The sequence below is a fragment of the Leptolyngbya sp. AS-A5 genome (assembly GCF_039962495.1).
In the GTDB taxonomy this organism is placed as follows: Bacteria; Cyanobacteriota; Cyanobacteriia; order Leptolyngbyales; family Leptolyngbyaceae; genus Leptolyngbya.
Genome location: NZ_JAMPLL010000009.1, coordinates 63,008 through 78,699 on the forward strand (window position 1 = coordinate 63,008; position 15,692 = coordinate 78,699).

Sequence of the window (15,692 nt, forward strand, 5' to 3'; positions counted from 1 at the left end):
CTCAAGAACTAATTCTCTCAACAACAAACGGAAGCGCTAGCCGATAAAAAATCCAAGCAAACAGTAAGCCAAACAGCGCGATCGCGCTTGCAATCCAGAATCCGGTAGGATTCGACACAATCCCCGTGGTCGCTAACTCTCGAACTGTGACCAAGAGCGGAGTCACCGGATTGAGCGCCACAATCTGTGCAAAAGCGCCAGTCTGAGGAATGGGATACACCACTGGTGTGACAAACAGCCACAGTCCTGTCATCAGCGTGAGTGCCATCGAAACATCCTGGTACAGAGCGCTGATCGGAGCTAGTAGCAAGCCTAAAAATGTGCCAAAGGCGATGAGATGAATCAGCGCGACAGGAGCCAGAATTGCACTCCAGGTTACGGGAATGCGAAACCATAAGAACAATGCAACAATGAAAATTAGCTTAATGCCAAAGTTAAATCCAACTTCACCAAGCTTTGCGAGAATCAATGCCTCACGCGGAAAATTCACGCGACAAAGCATAGATTTCGCGCCTGCAACTGCTTGTACAGGTGCGTTTAATGCTTCAACAAAGGTCTGCCATAGCGTCATACTGAACATAATATAAGCGGGGTAAGGCAAATCCGTTTTGCCGATATTAATGACACCGCTTCCTCTTGCAAGGCTAAAGCCAGCCGCCATAATCAGGGCGGGCAAGAATGCCCAAAATAAACCGAGGACAGATTGGCGGTACTTGGCGCTAATATCACGCCGTATCAGTTGCCATGCAAGAGATCGTGACCCTAAGAGGTCGAACCACATGGCTCTAAATAGTCGGAGGGGATTAAGCATCTGGCTATCAGGGCGATAGACCACCACCTGCTGATCTGCATGGCTGGGGTGCAAGGGTCTGACGGATCTCGATCGTTGCCGTTTTTTTTGCATGACTTCTCAATTAATCTGCGCGACTCAACATGCTGGGTCTTATGGATGATGAAGCATAGAGAATGCGTTTCGCTTCCGCTGTTAAGTTGGCTCTAACGAGCGGAAGCGATCGCAAAGATCACATAAAGCTTCAGTCCAGCGTTATCCAATACAGCTAAAGTCTTTTACACCTTGATAGGTTGTCCTACGAGAACTTTTACGCGTAAATTCGCTGACGGAAGGGTTTCCTTGGGGCTGAATTACGCCTGTCGCTTGCTGCCATAGCTCCGGGGGCGCGATCGACACTTCATATTGATTGTTCTCTAAGCGCCGTACATGATACCACTCCCGCGTTTGGCACTCGTCGCACCAAAAAGCTTCTAGCCATTCACCTTGCAGCATGACTGTTGTTCGGGTCGCAACTGCGAGTAGTGCATGTCGACGAGTGAGTCCTCGCTGCTGTAACTGTTCTGCACGATCGGCATAGATTGGATGCTTCTGACTAACGCTGTGCAGATAACATCTATGCTTCGGGCAGTAAAGACTGCGCCGCTTAGAGCGTTTCCGATTTCGATCACACCGCTTCTGCAATTCGACCTCCTGTCTGAATGAAGGTTACGGGGGAGAGACTGAGATCAAATGACCATCGAAGCCCGCTCCATCAAGCCAAGGTTAAGTTTTAAGTCCGAACTATATAGAACTACGACCGTAATTACCGATATCAGGAAGAAACGATAATTACGTATGCAGCTTAATTTTCATGCTAGTTTTGTAAAATTCTGATGTGGAAGCTGATATCCGCTAGATTGAATGCGGCTTCAAGGTGCGATCGTCCTATCGTTTGCCAATATTGGAGAATCCGTCCTACGGATTTTTTCTGGCGCTGAGTCAGCATTATCCTGGTTTTTACGATTGAGAACAGAGAAGCGCTTGAAGGCGAGATCCCGGTGAACAAATGGCGCGAAGCCTAGCTGGAGTGGTACTTTGATCAGCAGTGAGCCGACAACGATCGAGAGAATCACTTTCTTCTGAAAAGAGAGATTGAGTAATAATACGGAGATTAGGGAAATGTACTTACGTAATTTTTGGGTCGTTAGGGAAATTTGAAGCAGACGTTTATGCGGATGACAATCGGGTCAGTCCTAAACAGGATGGAATACTGAACGCTCATCAAACTCGACTAAAGATACGAATAGCAGAGGGTATGGTTTTGCAAGTAGACAGAAAGAGTTCAATTCTATTGGTCGATGATGATCTAAACTTTGTCACGCTGATGACTGGATATTTAGCACACCACGGTTATGAGGTGACCACCGCCGGAACGGGGAAACAAGCGATCGAGCGGTTAAGCGATGTGAAGCCGGATCTGATTCTCTCAGATGTTGGAATGCCGGAAATGGATGGCTATGAGTTTGCAGAGACTCTCCGTACATCACCAGAAAGTAATTGGATTCCAATTATTTTTCTTTCTGCACGGGATCAAACTCACGATCGCGTGCGTGGATTAAGTGCGGGTGCAATGGCTTACATGACCAAGCCGCTTGATCTTGCAGAGTTGAACGCGCAAATTGAATCAGCGCTGCGATCGTCTCAGTTGATTCAGCAAAGTCGAGCCAAACGAGCAGAGTCTAGAATTGCAGTGCCTGATGGCGTGAGATTGACGAATACAGAATTAACTGTGGCGCGATTGGTAGCGCAGGGATTGTCGAATTTAGAGATTGCTCAGCGACTGAATGCGAGTAAGCGGACGATCGAAAGTCACATTAGTCATATGTTAAAAAAGACGCTGTTGAGCAATCGAACCGAACTATCGCGCTGGATTATCGAAAATAATATGGAATGAGGCGTAGGAGCTTACGAAGTGCTCTAATCATGGGAATATTCTAAAGCTGTGCGATCGCGTTTTGTAGAACTTGCTCATGTTCTAATCGGGCGGCAACAAATTCTGGAGCAAAGTAGCAAGTTGTTAGTGCTGTGCCAAAACCAATAAAGCTAGGAACATCAAATAGAAGTTTTAGAGATAGACAAGCTGAGCTAAATGCGAACACACGAATTTCAAAGGTTTGGAAAGCTTTTAGAAAAAAGACTTCAAACGGCAAAAAGAACAGGTTTGGTTCAGTAAGCACCACAATCTCGCGATATAAATCCGATAAGCTTTCTTTCAAACGGTAAATCTTATTCAGATCATCTCTGGGGTGCGGTTTAATGATTAAAACGCTATTCGGGAAGACTTCATATGAGGTTAAGAATTCTCGATAAGCAAGAATCTCATGTTCTTGAGGCAAGCGATCGCCTTCTGAAAAATTAGAGGTGAGCAGAACTGTAACAGGTGAGTTTTCGATCGCCGCTTGTACTTTCGCTACCTGAGCCGCATCGACAAAAGAGGTAAACCGCTCGAACCAGGTGAGTAAGTTGGAGGGTGCTAATTGAACGATCGGCATTGGCGGCGTTTCACCAAAGATTTTTGGCAGCACAAAATAGCCGACATCAAATGGCATCAAATACAGCTTGGTTTTCAGCTTTAAGCGTTCGCGAATTCGATGATAGAGCGATCGTAGTTTCCACCGCGTCCAAGCGATCACCTGATTCGGCGTGGGCGGGGGTGTGAAAGGACGACGCACTACAGCAGAATGTTCGGAAAAATACAATCCAATGCCATCGCCGTAGCAAATTCGACTTGCAGAAGGATAGGCATTGCTTAATAGTTGATTTGTGAACTGCCAATTGCGACAGAGATACAGTTCGTCTGCATCATCTAAGCCAATCCATTGATGAACTTTGTTGTAAATGCGGTGGGGTGGCGTGGAATCTAACTGATATCCGATCGCGTTTAGTTGTTTTGGGGTGAGATAAACAATCTTTTCCCAATCACACACAGATTCCGCCATGCGCTGAATGAATTCAGCGAACTGATAATGCTGCTGCTCTGGCGCATAAAGCTCGTAGATGACAAGATAGTTTTGAACATTTGCTGTGCCCGATCGATCCCGGTAGAACAGTGCGGATAGTGCCGCGATGAGTTGAATGCTTCCCTGACAAGTAACAATGCGCTTCATGCTTGATTCGGTAGAGTGTGGAACAACTTATCTTTACAAATTGGCGATCGCTGCATTCTCTCTTCCTCAACTGCACAATCAAACGCTATCGTAAAAGAATGCAGAGACGACTTCAACGCTTCTTCAGGAGCACTACTCAATTTCTATCGATTTTTCGCTATTGCGGACGGGCGATCGAGCTAGTTTGGACAACGAATCGACGCTTAACGATCGTTCTGGCACTGTTTACGCTCATTGGAGGGCTTGTGCCTGCAGTGGTTGCGTATGCAGGTAAGCTGATTGTCGATGCGGTGGTATTAGCATCAAGAACGGGACTGGAGAACGATCGCTGGACAGCATTAGGCTATCTGGGCTTTGAAGCGGTGATGGTCGCGATTCAATCAGGCAGTAAGCAAGGCTTAGTTTTGGTGCAATCGCTGCTGAGAGTGCTGCTCGGTCAGAAAGTGAATGAGTTGATTCTGGAAAAGGCGTTAACGCTGAATTTGACACACTTTGAGGATTCAGAGTTCTACGACAAAATGACGCGGGCAAGACGAGAAGCCTCAAGCCGTCCCCTCAGCTTAGTCGGTCGCACGTTTGGCATTGTGCAAGACTCGCTGACTTTGATTACGTATGGCGGTTTGTTAATCGGATTTTCGGTTTGGGCAGTGGTGATGCTGATGGTTGCCGCCGTTCCTGCCTTTATTGCAGAGACGCGATTTGCTGGGGAAGCCTTTCGGTTGTTTCGCTGGCGCACCCCTGAAACCCGCGAACAGAATTATCTTGAATGGCTGATCGCCAACGAGTCGCCTGCAATGGAAATTCGGCTGTATCAGTTGGGCGAATTATTGCTCGATCGCTATCGAACTATCTTCGGGCGATTGTACGCTGAAGACCGGGATTTGACAGTCCGCCGGGGCATCTGGAGCTATTTGCTGGGATTAGTAAGCTCTGCTGCATTTTACGGGGCGTATGTGTGGATTGTGTGGGAAACGATCGCAGGCAACATCTCACTCGGTGAACTCACGATGTACCTGATCGTCTTTCGTCAAGGACAGGGCGCGTTTGCATCAATTCTGACTTCAATTGGTGGAATGTACGAAGACTCGCTTTATCTATCGAATCTCTACGAATTTCTAGGTCAAGACATTCCTCGATCGCAAGGTAGTGCAACGCAGGGAACCTTACCCGGCGACGGTTTACGCTTTGAAGACGTGACTTTCTACTATCCCGAAGCCGATAAGCCTGCACTCGATCGCGTTTCATTTCATCTCAAGCCCGGAGAAAAATTAGCGATCGTTGGTGAAAACGGTTCGGGTAAAACAACGCTGATCAAACTGCTCACAAGACTCTATACGCCAACTTCGGGACGCATTCTGCTCGATGGATTAGATCTGCAAGCCTGGAAGCTCGAAGCATTGCAGCGCCGAATCGGTGTAATTTTCCAGAACTTTATGCGCTATCAATTTAGCGTCGGCGAGAATGTGGGTGTGGGCGATGTGTTGAACTTAGACGATCGCAATCGCTGGAAGATTGCATCCGACAAAGGCAACGCCCTTTCCTTTATCAAAGAACTGCCAGAAGCATTTGATACCCGTTTAGGGCGATGGTTCAAAACGGGACGAGAGCTATCGGGAGGACAATGGCAGCGAATTGCACTATCGCGTGCCTTTATGCGAACTAGCGCCGATATTTTGGTGTTAGATGAACCGACTTCTGCAATGGATGCAGAGTCAGAGGTACAAATCTTCGATCGTTTTCGCGAAATGACCCCGAATCAGATGGCAATTTTGATTTCACATCGATTCTCAACCGTCCGAATGGCGGATCGGATTCTTGTGATGTCAGCAGGTGCGGTTGTGGAACAAGGGAGCCACGAACAATTGGTGAGGTTAGGGGGACGATACGCGCATTTGTTTGCAATTCAAGCGGCAGGTTATCAGTGATACTAGAAAAAGCAATGTTCTGATTGATGAAAGAACACACGGTTTCTGTGAGTCCTATCTTGATTTTTAACGAAGGACGGCAAAGACTGAATGGAAATGTGGGCTACTGCGTGATCGAAGCCAATATCTGCGAATTGTTGCACAATCTCTCAATGAACAATCCTGGTGTTAGTTAAGTTTTTAGACTAATTTATTAATGAACCTTTCGGAGTGATCGCTTAAAGCAATACAAACGAGTCTCGTTCGTATATCACATCCTAACCTTGAAGAATTGTTATGACGAAGGGTGTGTTTTTAGAAACCTGGGCTACTAGTTGAGAGTTACTTTAACCGATTAGGATAGCTGCTGCAATGCTCAATGACTTAGACAGCACCCTAGAAGAACTGCTCAAACGAGAATTACCTCCTAGCCTGGTAGGTTCGGAAGCACGGACACCTGTGACGATTAGTTTTGCTACACCCGATCAAGAGTTCACAAAGAAAATCAGTCTACCTGCGATCGATCTTTTTCTTTACGATGTGCGAGAAAATTTGGAGCTGCGAAACACTGAGTGGACGGTGCAGCGCCAGGGCAATGGGAGCGCGACTCGGCAGCGTCCTCCCGTGCGGATCGATTGCTCTTATTTAGTAACAGTTTGGGCAAAAGACCCAGCAGATTTTCAGACCGAACACCGCTTATTGGGGGAAGTAATGAAAGCCCTGCTACGTCACCCTACAATTCCCAAAGCAGTGCTTCAGGGAAGTTTGAGCGATCAAGACCCCGTTCCTAGAGCGTTGACACTGCGCCCACCCCAATTACAAAGCTTAGGAGAATTCTGGCAGGCAATGGGTGGCAGACCCAAACCAGCCATGAACTATACCGTGACGATCGCGCTTCCGGTTGAGGATGAATCTGAACAATCCGTGCCTTTAGTCATGAGTACGCAAATTTGAATTGCAAGATTGCAACATCAAAGCTGAAGAAATCCTATTGGTTATGGCTAAAGCGAATTCGCTACTTCAGAATTGACCCTAGACCAAAAGAACAAAGGCTACATTGTCCCGAAAGCGAGGTTCTAAAGTGGCAACATGGATGAAGTTGCAACCAACCCAACATCAAGTTGCGATCGCGGGCATCGTCAGTGATGCTGAAACAGGCGAGCTGATTTCAGGTGCTGAGGTCAAACTTGGGCAAGTGTCAACTGCTTTCAACCATTGGCTTGCGCTCAAAGCCTTGCCATTTGAGCATGTGCTCAACCGAGACGGGCGGATTCAACTGAATCCAACTTTGACGTTAGTGCAGGAACAGGATGCTTTGCTTCTAGTGACCTACACCGCATTGGACGGTCACTACTATTTCATCGATCTGCCCGATGGAATCTACAGTTTGCAAGTCGCTTTGCCGCATCTGGGGACTCGCTATGGCACGCGTCAAGTCGAGAATCTCAACGTGACGAGCGAAGCTGCGATCGCCAATCTCAGCTTGCCACCCACGGGAATTAAAGGACGAATCCTAGATTCGGAGCAAAAACCGGTGGCGATGGCGAAAGTGCAAATTGAGGGCAATGCTGTAGCGGTGTTTAGCGATCGCAATGGCGATTATGGATTGACTGGACTAGAAGTGTGGCGGCGCGATCGCGCTTCTCAGTCCGCTAGACCATTGGTAACGGTTTCGGCTCAAGGGTATCAGAGCGCCACGTCAGGCGTTTGGTTGAGCGTGGGCGAAATGAAATCGTTGGATCTGACTTTGACGCGCAAGTAATCGACTAAAGACTAGGGAGTGACTATGGTTTCAGCCTACCAATCTCCGGGTGTGTATGTTAAGGAAGTGCCGTCTGGATCAGCGCCGATCGCAGGAGTCGGAACCAGTACGGCGGGATTTATTGGGGTATTTGGGGCTGCCAGTGCGCCCGCCTCGGCAGTGCCTACAGTAACGACTCGATCGATTGGATCACGAGAACAACCGACTGCCGTTGGAACGGGAACAGGCCGGAAAAAAAGCTTTGATTTGCCGCAGTCTGAAGGCGCAGAAGTAGTGACAACTGCGGGAACGTTTGGATTTTTTGTAGGTACTACTGAACGCCAAGATGTGCAACTGACCCTGCAAGATGGGAAGGCAACCCTTACATTTACTGGAGATGCTCCGGATAACAAGGCTGAAATTACGGGCTTTTTCCAACTCAAAGAAACCGCAACTCCTGCCCCTGCTGCAACGGTAGCGACACCTGTATCTTCAACGCTTGCAACGGCGAATCAAGTTAAGCTCTGTACAAACTTTTCAGAGTTCAAAAAATTCTTTGGTGATTTCTCGGACAATGCAGGGCAGAATTTGCTGGCTCATGGGGTGTTTGGATTTTTCCGAAATGGCGGCACCAGTTGTTATGTGGTGTGGATTAATCAAGAGGGCGAGATTGACAAAGCCCTAGAACAGTTTGAAGCGATCGATGACATTGCGATCGTGGCAGCCCCAGGAATCACCAGTAGAACAGTGCTGACGAGTATTGCGGCACATTGTGAGGGCTTGGGCGATCGAGTTGCAATTTTTGATGCGCCATTAGAAGTCGAAACCAATGGCAGCCTTGATCTCGGCTTACTCAAACCCGACAATCAACAGAAAGTAATCCCGGATAATTCGGACTATGCCGCGTTGTATTTTCCTTGGATTCAAGTGTTTGACCCCGCGAGTCGTCAGACGATTTACGCGCCGCCCAGTGGTCACATAGCGGGTGTGTACGCGCGGGTAGATGCCGAACGGGGTGTGTTTAAAGCGCCCGCCAACGAAACCGTGTTAGGTGCAGTGGGTTTGAAGTATGACATCAGCCGGAGTAAGCAGGACAAGCTCAATCCACATGGCATCAACTGCATTCGGAGTCTGAATGGTAATATCCGCATTTGGGGTGCCCGGACGCTCGGCGGCGACGGAAATACAGAATTTAAGTACATCAACATTCGTCGGCTATTTAACTACCTGCGGGAATCGATCGACGAAGGTACGCAATGGGCAGTCTTTGAACCGAATGCACCCGATCTCTGGGCTAAGATTCGTCGCAATATCAATGCGTTTTTGTTGATTGCTTGGCAAGAAGGGGCGCTGTTTGGCAATACGCCGGAACAGGCGTTTTATGTCAAATGCGATGAGGAAACGAATCCACCAGAAATTCGCGATGCAGGTCAAGTAGTGACAGAGATTGGCGTTGCCGTGGTCAAGCCTGCGGAATTTGTGATCTTCAAGCTGAGTCAATCGAGCGGGGAGCAAGGATCGTGACGAGCTATCTGATCCCAGGCATCTACCGCGAAGATCTATTTCCCAAACCAATTCCAGAGTTTTTAACGGGTGTCCCCGCATTCATTGGGTTTGCGAGCCAAGGAACAATCAATCAGCCAGAGCGCCTAACCTTGTGGACTCAATTTAGTGCACGGTTTGGTGAACCCGTGTCGGAGGGATATCTCTCAGATGCAGTGCAAGGCTTTTTTAGCAATGGCGGACACATTGCTTATGTCATTCGCTTGAACGACACTCTAGAGATCGAAGCTGCATTAGAACAGGCATTGGAAGCATTAGCCACTATCAATGCCCTCGATCTGATTTGTGTTCCCGATCTGGTTCGCTTCGATGTTGAGACGGTTCTCCGAATGCAGACTCAGCTTCTAGAGCATTGTCAGGCATTGAACGATCGCTTTGCAATTCTAGATGCCTTGCCGACTCAAGTTCTGGTTCAGCAGGCGCGGCTTTCTAGCTCCGAATGCGCTGCTTTTGGCGCGTTGTATTTTCCGTGGGTGCAGGTGGGCAGTCGAATGATTCCCCCTTGTGGTCATATTGCGGGTATCTATGCCCAGCGCGATCGCGACCTGGGAATTGGTCAAACGCCTGCTAATATTCGGCTTGAAGAAGTCGTCGATCTGAGTGTAGCGGTATCGGATGCCGACCAAGCGCGACTGAATCCATTGGGGATTAATTGCTTGCGATCGCTGCCTGGACGGGGCATTCGGATCTGGGGTGGGCGGACGCTGAGTCCGGATGCGAATTGGCGCTATATCAATATGCGGCGATTGTTTGTGACGTTAGCGCGATGGTGCGATCGCACGTTTGCAGATGTGGCGTTTGAGCCGAATGAATTCCGGCTTTGGGTCAGGATTGAGCGCGAGTTAACTGCCTTTTGTGAGGCGTTACTTCGTCAAGGGGCGCTTCAGGGCAGTACACCCGCAGAAGCGTTTTACGTCAAGTGTGACGCGGAAACGAATCCTCCTGAAGTGCGAGACGCAGGCACAGTGATTACCGAAATCGGACTAGCTCCGGCGAGTCCGGCGGAGTTTATTGTGGTTCGTTTGATTCACGGCAATGCAGGTGTTGCATTCGCATTTTAGTTTTCTATTCTATTGAGGTCTTTGTATGCCCAGTATTAAACCGCCCCATAAACCTGATCCTTATCAGAGTTATAACTTTTACGTGGAGTGGAACGGCATTCTACACGCTGGATTTCGCCAATGTACCGGACTCACGACATCGCAAAATATGGGGGAGTATCGCGAAGGCACCGATCCACCCACAACGCGCAAACTTCCCGGATTAAACACCTACGGCAACATTACGCTGCAACGTGGCATTACGAACAATGCGGAGCTATGGAGGTGGCGTGAAAATGTGATGAAAGGGAACGTCGATCGTCGCGAAGTGTCGATCGTTTTGCTCGACCAAACTGGAACCGAAAAGATTCGCTGGAATCTGAGCAACTGTTTGCCTGTCACTTGGACCGCTCCGGACATGGATGCAACAACGGATGGGGCTGCGATCGAAACCCTGGAACTCGCCCATGAAGGCATCAGTGTTGATAAATGGACTTAACTTTTAACGAAACCCATGACTTCTACCGAATTTCCCTTTACCCTTCCCCTTGGCTATGTCGATGCCGAGGGCAATACCCATCGCGACGGCATCATGCGGCTCTCTACTGCCTACGATGAAATCGCTCCTCTACGCGATCCGCGTGTCCAGGCAAACCCAGGCTATCTAGTTCTGATTCTGCTGTCGCGGGTGATCACTCAACTCGGCAGCCTCGAACAACTCAACCCCAAACTGATCGAAGGACTCTACTCCGCCGATCTCATCTATCTCCAGGACTTCTACCAACGGATTAACCAAAACGGTCACAGCCGTCTACACGTCACCTGTCCTCATTGTTCTGGAGAATTCGAGGTAGAACCGATTCCCGTGGGGGAGTCACCTGCTACCCCTCAGACCGACTACGCGAGGAGGTAGCTTACCTGTCCTACCATTTTCACTGGTCTTATGAACAGATCATGGGAATGGAGCATCGAGAACGCCAACAATGGGTGGCAGAACTTTCCCGTATCAATCAAACCTTGAATGATTCATCCTCCCGACTTGCATAAAACACCATGCCAATTCTGCCAATAAACGCTGTTTTTTCTGCGGGCGCAACCCTCCGGGGCAGTCGTCGTGAGCCTTACATGAACTATAACTTTCTAGTCGAAATTGAAGGGCTACTCACTGGAGGGTTCACGGAAGTTTCTGGACTAGAAAGCCAACTCCAAACCGAGGAATACCAAGAAGGTGGCGTGAATGAGTATACGCATCACTTTCCGACTCGAATTCAATATTCCAACTTGGTATTGAGTCGAGGCTTAAGTGATTCTAATGCGCTATGGAATTGGTATGACGATGCAGCGCACGGTCAAGTTCGTCGCAAAAATGGCACGATTATGTTGCTCGATCGACAGTTGCTGCCGGTAATGTGGTGGAACTTTAAGGATGCTTATCCAATTCGTTGGACAGGGCCGCAGTTAAGTGCGATCGATGGGTCTAGCTATGCGATCGAACGATTGGAATTAGTGCATCACGGGATCACGAAGCCTGCTGCCTCGAAAGCGCTCTCGGTGGCACGGACGATCGCGGGAGCTGCAGGCTTTACGGGAACGCAGCAAATTCTAGACAAACTGCCGTTCTAGGAGGTGCAGCATGACGGAACAGGCTTGGCAGTCGGCAGTAGATCTTAGTTTAGTGAGGCGATTGATGCGTCCCTTGGTGCAGCCAGGTGCGATCGGTTCCCAGTTGGGCGATTCGATTCTGGCTAGAACTGAGCGGATGACGAATCATTTACCGTTGTTAGTTCAGTTTGCAGAGCGACAAGCTGGCGTATTTCAGCCGGAGCAAATTCCGATTGTCTATGCTCAGCCGTCTAGTTCTGTTCAGGTTGTGCATTCGCATATAGAAACTGCTAGTGAACCTCTGACGATCGTTCAGGCAGCTCTGATTTCAAATTCGACCTTGAATGACTACACCTCTAATTCAATGAATCTAAGCATTGAAGGATCGAAGCAGGAACACTTGAATAACTACACCTCCAATGCAACAAATCTAAGCATTAGAGAATCGAGGCAAGAGCACTTGAATAACTACACCTCTAATGCAACGAATCTGAGCGTTGGGGAATTGAGGCGAGAACCAGGGTTCTTGCTGCGAACAGAATCTGCGGATACGATCGCATCTCCCAGTCCACCGCGATCGCCTAGCCTAAGTTCGCAGACTCCACCGATCGTCTATGCACAAAACATTTCCAAACCATTCCAGAGCGATCGCCTCAATCCAATGCTCACGGTTCACCCACAAATTTTAGGAAATCCCACACTTCAAAGCCCTCCAGAATTGCGAGATTTAGGGCAAAAACCCCTACCTCAAGTCACACCCACCAGCCCAAAAAAATTTGATCCTCCCGCTTCTACGTCCCCGCCTATCATTACAGTCCGCACCGGAACCGAAGCCGCTCCCCCTGCCGCAACTTGGCAAACCCGCACTCACCTCAACGAAACCGCAACTACACTCCCGATCGTCTTCGCCCAACCCAACCTAGCCACTCCTTCCCCTCAATCCTCTTCCAGAACTCCTCCAGAGCTTGCTCAATTCAGCGAATTCCCTTCCTCCCCCTCCTTGACCGACACCTTTTCCTCTCCCCCTCCCCCACCTCCCATTAACCTCGATACCCTCACCACCCAAGTCGAACGCAAAATTCTTCGTCGCCTCGTTGTAGAAAGTGAACGCAGAGGACAAACCCGATGGCGCTAGAAAAACTCACTATCTTAATCGAGGGCAAACCCAAGCCGATCAAAGCTCTGTTCAATCCCCAGCAAATTCAAGTGACTCGCAGCGGCTGGAGCCAATGGAATGGCAAGTTCTTCGGGCGCGATCAACCAACCAGCATCTCGCTGATGCTCTTTTTTGATACAACTTTGCTGCGATCGAACTCCTTTCTCAGCAACTTAGCCGCAGATAATTTGCCCTCTATCGTCTCGAACAAACTCATTTCAACACTGCGCCCAGAAGATGTCCGCATCTATACTCAGCCGATTTATGACCTAACGCGCAAAGCGGGCAAAGAAAAGCCCCCATTTTGCAAATTGCGCTGGGGCTATGGGAATGTCTTGCTAGAGCGCTGCTTTCTCAAATCTGTCACCAAAACGCTGACGCATTTCCTGGAAGATGGCACTCCGGTACGCGCCACGATGAATTGCAACTTCGAGGAAGTGCTGGATCAGTCGTTCCTGCTCAAAGTCCGCAATCCGATCGATGATCCAATTCGAGTGGTGAAGCGGGGAGAAACCTTGAGTAGCATTGCCGCAGAAGAATTTGGCGATCCGGCGCTTTGGCGGATTATTGCAACGGCAAATCAACTGGATAATCCCCGGCAGATTGTTCCGGGACAACGCTTGACTGTTCCGCCTCGACCGACCGATTTGTAAGTGATTAGCGGGAAAGATTTGCGATGTTTAGCACTGTACTGACAAGTCAAATTCCTAACTATGCGATTTCGATCAACAATGCTCCAATGCTTAAGTTGGCAGAAGATGTCGAAAGCATTACGGTCACGGAAGATTTGGAAGCGCCGAGTATGATTGCGATGACCTTAAATACTTACGATGAGATCAACGATAAATTGAATTGGGTAGATGATTCACGGTTAAGTCCGGGCAATGAGATCGCGATCTCGTTGGGCTACGGTAACACTCTGGAAACAGTCATAGTAGGAGAAATTACGGGGCTGGAGCCAGAGTTTTCGCAAGAACAGGGATCGACTGTTACTGTGCGGGGGCACGATCGCCGTCATCGGTTACTGCGGGGAACGCATACGAATACATTTATCAAGTTGAAAGATAGCCAAATTGCTCAACAGATTGCGAGCCAGAATGGATTACTGGCAAAGGTCACGGATACTAAGGTGAGCTTGGATTATGTGTTGCAGAATAATGTGAGCGATTTGGCATTTTTGCAGACGCGATCGCAGCGAATCGGCTATGAAGTTTGGATCGAAGATAAAACCCTGCATTTCCAGCCGCCGCAATATCGAACGCTGGCACTCACAACCCTAGAATTCGAGCAAGACGTGCTGGAATTTTCGCCCCGCTTGAGCCTTTTGAGTCAGGTGACACAAGTTGAGGTGCGCGGATGGAATTGGAAAACGAAACAAGCAATTGTCAGTCAATCGGGTGATAACAGCATTGCCTCAATGGGAGGTTCGCAAATCGGTGTCAGAGCTAGCCAAAGGGCATTTGGTGCTGCCAATCGGCAGATTGGGGATCAGCCTGTGCAAAGTAAAGCTGAAGCCGATGCGATGGCACAGGGACAACTTGAAGAGAGGGCGCTGCATTACATTACCGGAGAAGGCACCTGCATGGGCAATCCTAAAATCCGAGCGGGCAGCGTGATTGAGGTTAAAGGGGTGGGAAAACGGTTTAGTGGTCGCTATTACGTGGTCGCAGTGACGCACACCATGTCTGGTGAAGCAGGATATCGCACGGAATTTACCGTTAGGAGAACAGCAGCATGATGGGCATGGACGTTTTGCTTGGCAATGGAAACCCACAGAACGATCGCATCTATGGCGTGACGATCGCGGTGGTGACGAACAGCAAAGACCCCGACAACCTGGGGCGTGTTAAGGTCAAGTTTCCCTGGCTCTCAGATACCGATGAAAGTGATTGGGCGAGGGTTTTATCTCCAATGGCAGGTAAGCAACGGGGATTGTATCTGCTGCCCGAAGTTGGGGATGAAGTCTTAGTTGCATTTGAGCAGGGCGATCCTCAGTTTCCCTATGTTCTAGGTGCTTTGTGGAATGGTCAAGATAAACCGCCTGGCACGAATGAGGATGGCAAAAACAATCAACGCCTCTTCAAATCGCGCAGCGGACATACGATTCTGTTTGATGATACGCAAGGAGAAGAAAAGATTGTCATTCAAGATAAAACAAACAACAACGAAATTTCTATCGATTCTAAGAACAATGTGATTGTGATTAAAAGCGAAAAAGATGTCGCGATCGAAGCGAAAGGAAATATCAGCTTAAGCACCAATAGCGGCAATGTCGCAATTGAGTGCAGCAAATTTTCAGTGAATGCTCAACAAGGGATTGAAATCAAAGCAAACGCGACTTGTGATATCGCAGCTAACACCAGCATTGGCATCAAATGTTTGGCGGGCGTAAAGATCAACGATGGTGCGTTGGAGGTGACTTAATGCCAGGTTATTTGGTTCAACAAGGGGCAACCGTGATCTGCGCCCACGGTGGGCAAGCTCAACCAACGGTGCCGAATCCGCGGGTGAAATTGGGCAGACAACCAACCGTATTGCAGACGAGTCCTTATACGATCGCAGGTTGCTCGAATCCACCACCCACTGCCAATGTTGGCCCCTGCACAACTGCCAACTGGACAAGTGGATCAATGCGGGTCAAATCGATGGGACAGCCCGTAATCTTGCAAGATAGCCTCTCCGTCTGTGTGCCGACTGGAACGCCCTTAACGGTTGCCGTTGCTCAACTGCGAGTAAAAGGAATTTAG

At 48.9% G+C, this 15,692-nt stretch carries 18 protein-coding genes and 1 pseudogene; 16 read left to right on the top strand and 3 right to left on the bottom strand.

Annotation, left to right across the window (positions count from 1 at the left end):
* Position 1: 1 nt before the first annotated feature.
* Positions 2-811 (bottom strand): ABC transporter permease, encoded by an 810-nt coding sequence (locus tag NC980_RS12865; RefSeq protein ID WP_347272608.1) that lies wholly within the window; start codon positions 809-811, stop codon positions 2-4.
* A 234-nt stretch (positions 812-1,045) separates the two neighbouring features.
* Positions 1,046-1,474: a hypothetical protein gene (locus tag NC980_RS12870; RefSeq protein ID WP_190376946.1), complete on the bottom strand. Its 429-nt coding sequence runs from the start codon at positions 1,472-1,474 to the stop codon at positions 1,046-1,048.
* A gap of 613 nt (positions 1,475-2,087) precedes the next feature.
* Between NC980_RS12870 and NC980_RS12875 the strand changes: the two genes are divergently transcribed.
* Positions 2,088-2,726, top strand: a complete 639-nt coding sequence (locus NC980_RS12875; protein WP_190376947.1) for a response regulator transcription factor — start codon at positions 2,088-2,090, stop codon at positions 2,724-2,726.
* A gap of 40 nt (positions 2,727-2,766) precedes the next feature.
* Here the strand turns inward: NC980_RS12875 and NC980_RS12880 are convergent, their stop codons facing one another.
* The gene (locus NC980_RS12880) at positions 2,767-3,939 is read right to left on the bottom strand and encodes a polysialyltransferase family glycosyltransferase (protein WP_190376948.1); all 1,173 of its coding nucleotides are present in this window, start codon (positions 3,937-3,939) and stop codon (positions 2,767-2,769) included.
* 98 nt (positions 3,940-4,037) lie between these two features.
* On the opposite strand from NC980_RS12880, the gene NC980_RS12885 reads away from it, so the two are divergent.
* The 15 genes and pseudogenes from NC980_RS12885 (at position 4,038) to NC980_RS12955 (ending at position 15,692) form a co-directional block, all read left to right on the top strand.
* Positions 4,038-5,864, top strand: coding sequence for an ABC transporter ATP-binding protein (locus tag NC980_RS12885; protein ID WP_190376949.1), 1,827 nt, complete (start codon positions 4,038-4,040; stop codon positions 5,862-5,864).
* Between the two features lie 17 nt (positions 5,865-5,881).
* Positions 5,882-6,036, top strand: a pseudogene (locus tag NC980_RS12890) (disulfide bond formation protein DsbA); the annotation flags it as partial.
* Positions 6,037-6,215: 179 nt separating this feature from the next.
* Positions 6,216-6,797 (top strand): DUF4255 domain-containing protein, encoded by a 582-nt coding sequence (locus tag NC980_RS12895; protein ID WP_190376950.1) that lies wholly within the window; start codon positions 6,216-6,218, stop codon positions 6,795-6,797.
* A gap of 139 nt (positions 6,798-6,936) precedes the next feature.
* Positions 6,937-7,605: a carboxypeptidase regulatory-like domain-containing protein gene (locus tag NC980_RS12900; protein ID WP_190376951.1), complete on the top strand. Its 669-nt coding sequence runs from the start codon at positions 6,937-6,939 to the stop codon at positions 7,603-7,605.
* Between the two features lie 24 nt (positions 7,606-7,629).
* Positions 7,630-9,108 (top strand): phage tail sheath subtilisin-like domain-containing protein, encoded by a 1,479-nt coding sequence (locus NC980_RS12905; RefSeq protein WP_190376952.1) that lies wholly within the window; start codon positions 7,630-7,632, stop codon positions 9,106-9,108.
* Positions 9,105-10,208, top strand: coding sequence for a phage tail sheath subtilisin-like domain-containing protein (locus tag NC980_RS12910; RefSeq protein ID WP_199298529.1), 1,104 nt, complete (start codon positions 9,105-9,107; stop codon positions 10,206-10,208). Before NC980_RS12905 ends, NC980_RS12910 begins: the two co-directional genes overlap by 4 nt.
* 25 nt (positions 10,209-10,233) lie before the next feature.
* Positions 10,234-10,686 carry a phage tail protein gene (locus NC980_RS12915; protein ID WP_190376953.1) on the top strand — a complete coding sequence of 151 codons (453 nt, stop codon included), beginning with the start codon at positions 10,234-10,236 and terminating at the stop codon, positions 10,684-10,686.
* Positions 10,687-10,701: 15 nt separating this feature from the next.
* Complete coding sequence (locus NC980_RS12920; RefSeq protein WP_190376954.1) at positions 10,702-11,100, top strand: phage tail assembly protein; 399 nt, start codon at positions 10,702-10,704, stop codon at positions 11,098-11,100.
* Between the two features lie 5 nt (positions 11,101-11,105).
* Positions 11,106-11,234 carry a DUF6760 family protein gene (locus tag NC980_RS12925; protein ID WP_347272609.1) on the top strand — a complete coding sequence of 43 codons (129 nt, stop codon included), beginning with the start codon at positions 11,106-11,108 and terminating at the stop codon, positions 11,232-11,234.
* A gap of 6 nt (positions 11,235-11,240) precedes the next feature.
* Positions 11,241-11,810 carry a phage tail protein gene (locus NC980_RS12930; RefSeq protein ID WP_190376955.1) on the top strand — a complete coding sequence of 190 codons (570 nt, stop codon included), beginning with the start codon at positions 11,241-11,243 and terminating at the stop codon, positions 11,808-11,810.
* A gap of 10 nt (positions 11,811-11,820) precedes the next feature.
* A complete protein-coding gene (locus NC980_RS12935) occupies positions 11,821-12,924 on the top strand; it encodes a hypothetical protein (RefSeq protein ID WP_190376956.1) in 1,104 nt (367 codons plus the stop codon).
* The gene (locus NC980_RS12940) at positions 12,915-13,598 is read left to right on the top strand and encodes a LysM peptidoglycan-binding domain-containing protein (RefSeq protein ID WP_190376957.1); all 684 of its coding nucleotides are present in this window, start codon (positions 12,915-12,917) and stop codon (positions 13,596-13,598) included. The genes NC980_RS12935 and NC980_RS12940 overlap by 10 nt, the downstream gene beginning before the upstream one ends.
* Positions 13,599-13,621: 23 nt before the next feature.
* Complete coding sequence (locus tag NC980_RS12945; RefSeq protein ID WP_199298530.1) at positions 13,622-14,683, top strand: contractile injection system protein, VgrG/Pvc8 family; 1,062 nt, start codon at positions 13,622-13,624, stop codon at positions 14,681-14,683.
* The gene (locus tag NC980_RS12950; RefSeq protein ID WP_190376958.1) at positions 14,680-15,369 is read left to right on the top strand and encodes a phage baseplate assembly protein V; all 690 of its coding nucleotides are present in this window, start codon (positions 14,680-14,682) and stop codon (positions 15,367-15,369) included. Before NC980_RS12945 ends, NC980_RS12950 begins: the two co-directional genes overlap by 4 nt.
* Complete coding sequence (locus tag NC980_RS12955) at positions 15,369-15,692, top strand: hypothetical protein (protein ID WP_190376959.1); 324 nt, start codon at positions 15,369-15,371, stop codon at positions 15,690-15,692. The genes NC980_RS12950 and NC980_RS12955 overlap by 1 nt, the downstream gene beginning before the upstream one ends.